7 protein-coding genes are annotated in these 6729 nt (G+C 58.9%); 3 read left to right on the top strand and 4 right to left on the bottom strand.

Annotation, left to right across the window (positions count from 1 at the left end):
• Positions 1-218, top strand: a 218-nt coding sequence (locus GV044_RS20770) for a hypothetical protein (protein ID WP_159874373.1), incomplete at its 5' end; no start/stop codon positions are given.
• A 75-nt stretch (positions 219-293) separates the two neighbouring features.
• On the opposite strand, the gene GV044_RS20765 is transcribed toward GV044_RS20770, so the two are convergent.
• The 4 genes from GV044_RS20765 to GV044_RS22625 form a co-directional block, all read right to left on the bottom strand.
• Positions 294-656 carry a PRC-barrel domain-containing protein gene (locus tag GV044_RS20765; protein WP_159874372.1) on the bottom strand — a complete coding sequence of 121 codons (363 nt, stop codon included), beginning with the start codon at positions 654-656 and terminating at the stop codon, positions 294-296.
• Positions 657-1467: 811 nt separating this feature from the next.
• Positions 1468-2562 carry an AI-2E family transporter gene (locus GV044_RS20760; protein WP_159874375.1) on the bottom strand — a complete coding sequence of 365 codons (1095 nt, stop codon included), beginning with the start codon at positions 2560-2562 and terminating at the stop codon, positions 1468-1470.
• 641 nt (positions 2563-3203) lie between these two features.
• A complete protein-coding gene (locus GV044_RS20755; protein ID WP_159874374.1) occupies positions 3204-3473 on the bottom strand; it encodes a DUF1153 domain-containing protein in 270 nt (89 codons plus the stop codon).
• 722 nt (positions 3474-4195) lie between these two features.
• Positions 4196-4828, bottom strand: a complete 633-nt coding sequence (locus GV044_RS22625; RefSeq protein WP_256377314.1) for a response regulator transcription factor — start codon at positions 4826-4828, stop codon at positions 4196-4198.
• 539 nt (positions 4829-5367) lie between these two features.
• Here GV044_RS22625 and GV044_RS20745 point away from each other — a divergent pair.
• Together GV044_RS20745 and flgM are read left to right on the top strand one after the other, a co-directional pair.
• Positions 5368-5985: an IS6 family transposase gene (locus tag GV044_RS20745; RefSeq protein ID WP_236555154.1), complete on the top strand. Its 618-nt coding sequence runs from the start codon at positions 5368-5370 to the stop codon at positions 5983-5985.
• A 288-nt stretch (positions 5986-6273) separates the two neighbouring features.
• A complete protein-coding gene (gene flgM, locus GV044_RS20740) occupies positions 6274-6564 on the top strand; it encodes a flagellar biosynthesis anti-sigma factor FlgM (protein WP_159874371.1) in 291 nt (96 codons plus the stop codon).
• The last annotated feature ends 165 nt before the right edge of the window (positions 6565-6729 follow it).

Genomic DNA, 6729 nt, shown 5'->3' with positions numbered 1-6729 from the left:
GTAGCCTGCTACCGGAGAGCGATGCTGAACATCAGGCGCTCGGGAGCATCGGTGAGAAGGCCCGCAACGTCGCTTCTGAGCAGGCCGACAATCTGGTGAGCGCGGCGCGCGAGAAGAAGGATGACCTTGTTGCTGCGGCTCAAGAGCACGTTGCACCAGCAACCGATGATGAGCAATCGGCTACTGCGCCCGGCACTCCGTCCGGCGCGCCAATCTAAGCAGCTCAAGCAAGGAGCTGCCGCCTGAAACTCTCAGGCGGCGGTCCCCGTCGTAAGCTTTCGTGGCGCGCTGGTTTACGCGATCCGCGTACGCTCCGTGCCATAGTAGCCGGCCACGCGATCGGCATACGCTTCGTTGAACTCAGGAGCGTTGTTGGCCCAGCTCGGGCCGCCTTCCAGCACGCGCCGGTCTGTCGTGACCACATAATCGTCATTGGCGGTATCGTAGGCCACAAGGCTGAACGGCACCGGATAGTAGCTCTTGTTCATGCCGAGGAACCCGCCAAGGCTCAGGACGGCATAGGTCGACTGGCCTGAGCGCTTGTCGACCATAAGCGTGCTGATGTGCCCCAGACTGTCGCCATCGCGCGAGCGCACCTTCAACCCCTTGGTTTCTGCTTCCACGAGCGTCGGGGTGGATTCGGCGGTTGCGGACATGAGGCGCTCCTGATGATTTCGGCAAGTGGACGCTGCAGCAACGTCGTCGTGCCTGCGAACGCTCACATCACGAGCACGTTCCGGCCGCAGTGTTCAACAGGAAGCTGATCGATGACGCTGGCCTTCTGCCGAGCCACTGCGAGGCATCGCTCGCATTGTCATCGACTGCAGCACCGATAGTCAGTGTCACCCCGGGGCGCGGTAAGCGAGGATGGCACAACTCATCCAGAAACGGGTTATGCATGCATGTCGATCTTGTGCGCTCTTGGCCGACACAAACCCTCGCTGGTGTCCATCGCTCGAGGTAAGAACGGCGCTTACATCGCTCTGTGCAACTCCTGCGGGGTACCTCTGGTGCGCGACAGCCGGGATCGATGGCATGCGAGTCAAATCGAACCTCTCGCAACAGCGCGCGGTCCGGAGCCCGCCCGTGGCACAAGCATCGGCAGCCATCCGATAGGCAAGCGCAAGTGCGACTAACTACAGCAGTGCGGGTGCAGGTTCCGCACGGGGCTGGTGACGTGTTCCACCAGCGGCATCCGGAACCGACCTGATCACCATAAAAACGATTCGTTGCAAATTGCTTGCAGTATAGCGTCAAGCGGGCGCTTGCCGGCTGCTGCAAACCGGCGTCTGCCCGGTCGGCGGATCAGGTCATCTGACGAACTTTCGATCTAATCTCGTCACGGGGCATGCGGGTGGTGCTTGGCCGATTAGGTTTCAACAGAACCTGGTTTCAGGACAGTGCTTCTTCGCTTCAGTTGCAGGACAGCTTCAAGCCAGACCACACTACCTTCCTCATCCGCTCTGGTCATTCGTCTACAGGAGGTGCCACCGGCGCTCGTCCTGGTTGCTCCTCCCGCTGTTCGGTCAGCATCTGCCAACCAGTGATGAAGAGGGCACCAGCCAGCGGCCCGATAACAATTCCACTAAGACCGACCAAGTTGATGCCACCCAGGGTGGTGACCAGAACGAGCCAGTCGGGGATGCCTGTGTCTTTACCAACAAGGATCGGACGCAGGATGTTGTCGGCGAGGCCGATCAGCAAGACGCCGGACACGACAACGAGTACGCCTTGCCAGATGGCACCGGTCGCCAGGAGGTAAGTGGCAACGGGAGCCCAGATGATGGCGGCAGGGCCAATTGCCGGCAGCAGAGCCGCGATGGCCATCAACATGCCCCACAGGAGAGCTGCCGGAAGACCGACTATCCAGAAAGTGATCGCTCCTAGAAGGCCCTGGACCAAGGCAACCACCCCCGATCCCTTGATCGTCGCGCGCACGACAGCAACGAACTTCTCGGCAAGGCGCTCTGCAGCGGCTGCCTGTAGGGGCAGTGCGCGCACGATGGCGGGGCCTATCTGCTCGCCATCGCGCAACAGGAAGTAGGTGACGTAGAGCCCGACACCGAAGGCTAGCAAGAAGCTGGCGGCGTTCGCGCCAATCGACAAAGCCCGGCTTGCAAGGAGGCTGGCGCTTCGGCTGATCGCCTGCGTGATCTGCGCCTGAGCTCTATCGAGACTGTCGAACCCGTACCTGTCCAGCAAACCTTGCAGGCGATTAGGCAGGGCATCGTGTACCTTCTGGAAGTACGAAGCGAAGTTGATCTCACCGGTGCGGATGTGCTCGTAGACGCCGGCCGCCTGGTCGACCACCAAACTCGATATCACCAGCGCAGGGATCACGACCGCGAACGTGATGATTAGAAGGGTTGATGCAGCCGCGATGTTGCGGCGTCCCGGCGACCTGGCAAGCAGCCGTTGAAACAGTGGCTGGAAGACCATCGCGGCCAAAGCGGCCCACAGCAGGGCGCCGAAGAAGCTGGAAACTACCAGTCCTAGCGCGACCGTGATGAGTACTAGGAAGAGAATCAGGCCGCCAGCCTCAACGCGCGCTCGGGTGATCATCGTCAACAAGCCTTCACGTTCGAGCGGCACCTGCCCCAACAATGGTCAGGGCAACTGCAGATGTAAGTGTACTGCTTCGCCTTCATTCCACCGCTGCCCTGTCAAGCGCACGAGATTGACGCCCGCAATGCCGGGTTGCTTGCCAGCTTTGCCGTGTGAATACAGCTTGTAGGCGATTCGAGGCATGGATCGCTGCTTGCAAGTCGCGAGGGGACACCGTGATTAGTGGATTTGAGGGCTTACCTGAACTGATCTATTCGCAGTTGAGTCACGAGGTCGCCCAGAATGGCCGCCTGATTGAAGTCCAAATATACCGACTAGAAGATCGGCCAACTTGGCGGCTTGAGGTCGTAAATGAGCAAGGAACCTCAACTCTGTGGAACAGGTCGTTCCAAACTGAGGGCGACGCGTTGAGCGCGTTCCGCGACAAGCTTAAGGTAGAAGGCTTCAGAGTTTTCTTGGACGAACCCGGAAGTCGTTTTCCGAGGCGTCCTAGATAAGATCTACAGTGAACCTGGAGGACGCCGCCGAGCATGAAGCACGACGTCCGACTGCCCAAGCTGGCGCGTGAGGCGGCAAGAGCCACTATTCGACGACACTCATCACTTGATGGGTGGAGGGTATGAGGCGGATCGGAGCCGTCAGCCTTGCCTCTTAAGCCGTTCATGTTCGTTGTTATTGGCTGGCAGGGCAGCTGCGCCTTTCCGGCGCACGGCTCGCCTCCAAGAAGTCAGCTCATGATGGCTAAGCTGATATCGTTCGCAAGCGTCGTTCATGGAGATGGCTCCTCTCTCGATCGCAGCGACAACGTCCGCTTTGCGCTTAGCAACCCAGCGCGATGTGTCAGGCAACGGGATGCTGCGTTCGATTACGCGCGCATCCTCATAATTAGCGCCTAGTTTCCTTGCCATGTGGTTGCCTTGCCAGCTGTCATGACTCGCGCAGATGCCGCTCATGGACATGCTCGAATGGATCTAAACTGCTGAGCTTGTGCTTTGGTTCAATCAGTTCGTCTGAGCAAATGCACGGCCGACGCGGTCCTCCTGCAGTGGTTCAGCAGGCGCCTCCCACTACTCAGCCGCCTCGTCATAGGGCAAGTTTGCTTCCTGTCCCACCGCGACCGCGCTGTGAGGACGTTGCGTGTCCTTGCTGCCTGATGGCCGAGCGCGCCAGCCGAGCTCCCGAAGCACACCTGTTCCGAGCAGCACGCAGAATACACCCGTCACGACGAGCAAACGGTCGCGGAAAGTCTGCTCGGTGGTACTAATCGTGACAATCACCAGGGCAGCGCCACTGACGATCAGCGATCGACATACAAACCGAAGAGCGCGACTGGCAGACATACGCGTCCGTAACGGACCGGCATCGCGGTCCGCTTAACATCGAAGGATAACAAAGTCCTACCCGTGCCGTACCGGGCGCCCGGAAGAGCACCGGACCTCACATGATCGGGTGGCAGAAGTTGGGAGGGGCGCAGGGCGGCCTAAGTGGCCGGAACTGGGTCGGGCCGATGGCACATGGAGGGAAGCTCCCGCCAAAATAATCGCTGTGGCGCTGGCAACCAGCAGGCAACCAAAGATGGACGTAAACTGGAGTGGGTTTCCTGAGCCGCTTAAGAACGCAGCGTGTTGGCTTAAGCCACCAGCTCACCAAGAATCGGCTGCAATGCCAACATGGCTTCCATGCGATTCGTGACACCCAGTTGTCGAAAAATTGCGGTAAGATGCGCCTTTACGGTTGCTTCAGAGACACCCAGATTATGAGCTATCATCTTGTTCGCGCGTCCATCGGCAAGTGCAAAAAGCACGCGTCGTTGAGCATCCGATAACTGACCCAATATCTCGCGAATAGAAGCCGCTTGCGATGGGACTGAATGGGGCGGGAAAACCGATCTTCCGTTGGCAATGGATCTGAGGTCTTCAGCTATTTCATCGACCTTGGCAGACTTCAACAAAACGCCCGCAGCCCCCATTGCTCGGGCGGTCCCTACGAGCGCTCGCGCACGAGGCGCCACAAGTAGAGCAATCGGAACTCGCGGGAGCCTGTACTGAAGCCGGAGAAGGGCAGAGAGCCCTTTTGCATCTGGCAGCTCGGGGTCCAGCACTGCCATGGCGATCCGGCCTCGCGTACCGGCTAGGGCTTCGGCTTCAGCTAGGGTACCAGCACTCAAAACCGTACAGCCGGGTAAAGCATAGCGCATTGCTGGGGCCAGCCCCTCACGAAGCAAGGGCAGAGGGTCGGCAATCAAAGCTTTGACACTCTCCACTGGTATGCCTTTTAGATTAGGCCCCCTCTCTAGTAATCATCGACCAAAACGATCCGAGAGGCAACATGCTTACAGCGATAAATGCAATGTATGCAGCGCTGTAGCGGTATACACGGCATTAACTCTGCACTTCTACTGATGGCAGTGACGATTTGAGATTTGCCGAGCTGCTGTTCTGTGTTTTGTATCCTAACGGCATCACGGTTTAGGTCGAGATCAGCTGGGCACACCAGAAAACTCACATCTTAGTAGCTTATGATTGTCTCATCTGATGCGCGGTGATGCGTCCAATCAGAAGTATGTTGTCGCGATAACGCAGCCGTCGCCACCGCGACCTCCAGAGTTGCCGAGATCATTTTTTGAAGCGCCGCCGCTTCCGCCGCCACCGCCAAGGAAGCCACCAGCTGGTTCTGTCAAACCAAGTGCGCCTGCTGGTAAGCAGGCCGGGGTAGGGCAGGTAAATGCCTCGTCCGCGGGAACCAGCGAGCCCGTTCCGCTACTTCATCTCGTCACCGGAGGTGATCCGACTTGTGGTGCTGATGTACGTCCGCTTTCCGCTTAGCCTGCGGAACGTGGAAGATCTGCCGTTCGAGCGGGGGATCGACATCTGCCACGAGACAGCCAGGCTACGGTGGAACAGGTTTGGTCCCATGTTCGCAGGGGAGGTCCAGCGCAAGCGGGTGTGCCGGATGCGGGGGCTCCGCCACTGGCGCTGGCACCTCGATCAGAGGTACGCAAAGCTGAACGACGAGATGGTGTACCTGTGGCGGGCAGTCGATCACGAAGGTGAGGTGCTCGAGAGCTACATCATAAAGACCCGCGATAAGGCGGCAGCGCTCAGCTTCATGAAGAAGGCGCTGAAGCGCCACGGCTCGCCTGAGACCATCACCACTGATGGGCTGCGATCATGCTGCGCGGCGATGAACGAACTCGGCAATTGCGAGAAGCAGGAGGTCGGACGCAGGGCCAACAACAGGGTCGAGAACTCGCATCTGCCGTTCCGACGACGAAAGAGCGCGATGCTCAGATTCAGGCGGGTGAAGACCTTGCAAAAGTTCGCCTCTGTCCACGCCAACATCCACAACCACTTTCAACCTGGAACTTCACCAAGTCAGCCGAGAGACCTACAAGGAACGCCGCTCAGTTGCCTTGGCTGAGTGGCATGTTATCGCGAGCTAGCCAGCGGCCCTCAAAGACCCAAGTGCATCATGTGGAGAGCAGTCCGCATCGGACTGATAGCACCACTTGCTGCCATAGTCCCGCTCAGATGATGCGCGCTTGTCGCTGCGCCAGCTGGGCTCGGGCATGCCGCTCCGTTTCATCAAACAAGAATTAAGTAACGTTTGGCAGATACTTGCCGTGTAGGCGGCAAGTTCTTGCAGCCTGTCCATTAACTCCGCGCCTTGCAGTGCCGTTCTGTAGGTCGGAGCAAAAGGATCGGCATTATGGCAATAGATAGACTCAGTTTGTACCAGCTTGCGATCACGAGGCGGGCAGAAGGCGCCAAGCCTGCGGCGTCGGTGAAAAGCACTACCGCTCTGACGACAGCATCTGCGGCCGTTCCAGTCGCCTCTACTGCCTTGTCGCTTTCAACTGGGTCGATGCCAGTCGATGTGGAACGAGTCGCTCAGATCCGGCAAGCAGTGGAGAGTGGAGCCTACCCACTCGTGCCTGCCAAGATAGCCGATGCGATGATCGCCGCCGGAATGTTGCTCTCCGCACCAAAGGACGACTGAACACGATAGTCAGTGTTGACGAGCGCGGAAGGTCTCTAGGTAGTGCCCCGCGGGGTGGTGTAGGAACACCGATCCTGGGCAGGGCCAAGGATGATCAGGCTGCCAGTGCTGGCAGGCTGATGTGCGGGTTATCGCTCAACGCGCCGATCGTTTGCAGCGTCATGT

It is taken from the genome of Novosphingobium sp. 9U, from assembly GCF_902506425.1.
GTDB lineage: Bacteria > Pseudomonadota > Alphaproteobacteria > Sphingomonadales > Sphingomonadaceae > Novosphingobium.
The sequence above is the reverse complement of the archived record's forward strand: the minus strand, read 5'-3'. Positions and strand labels throughout refer to the sequence as shown.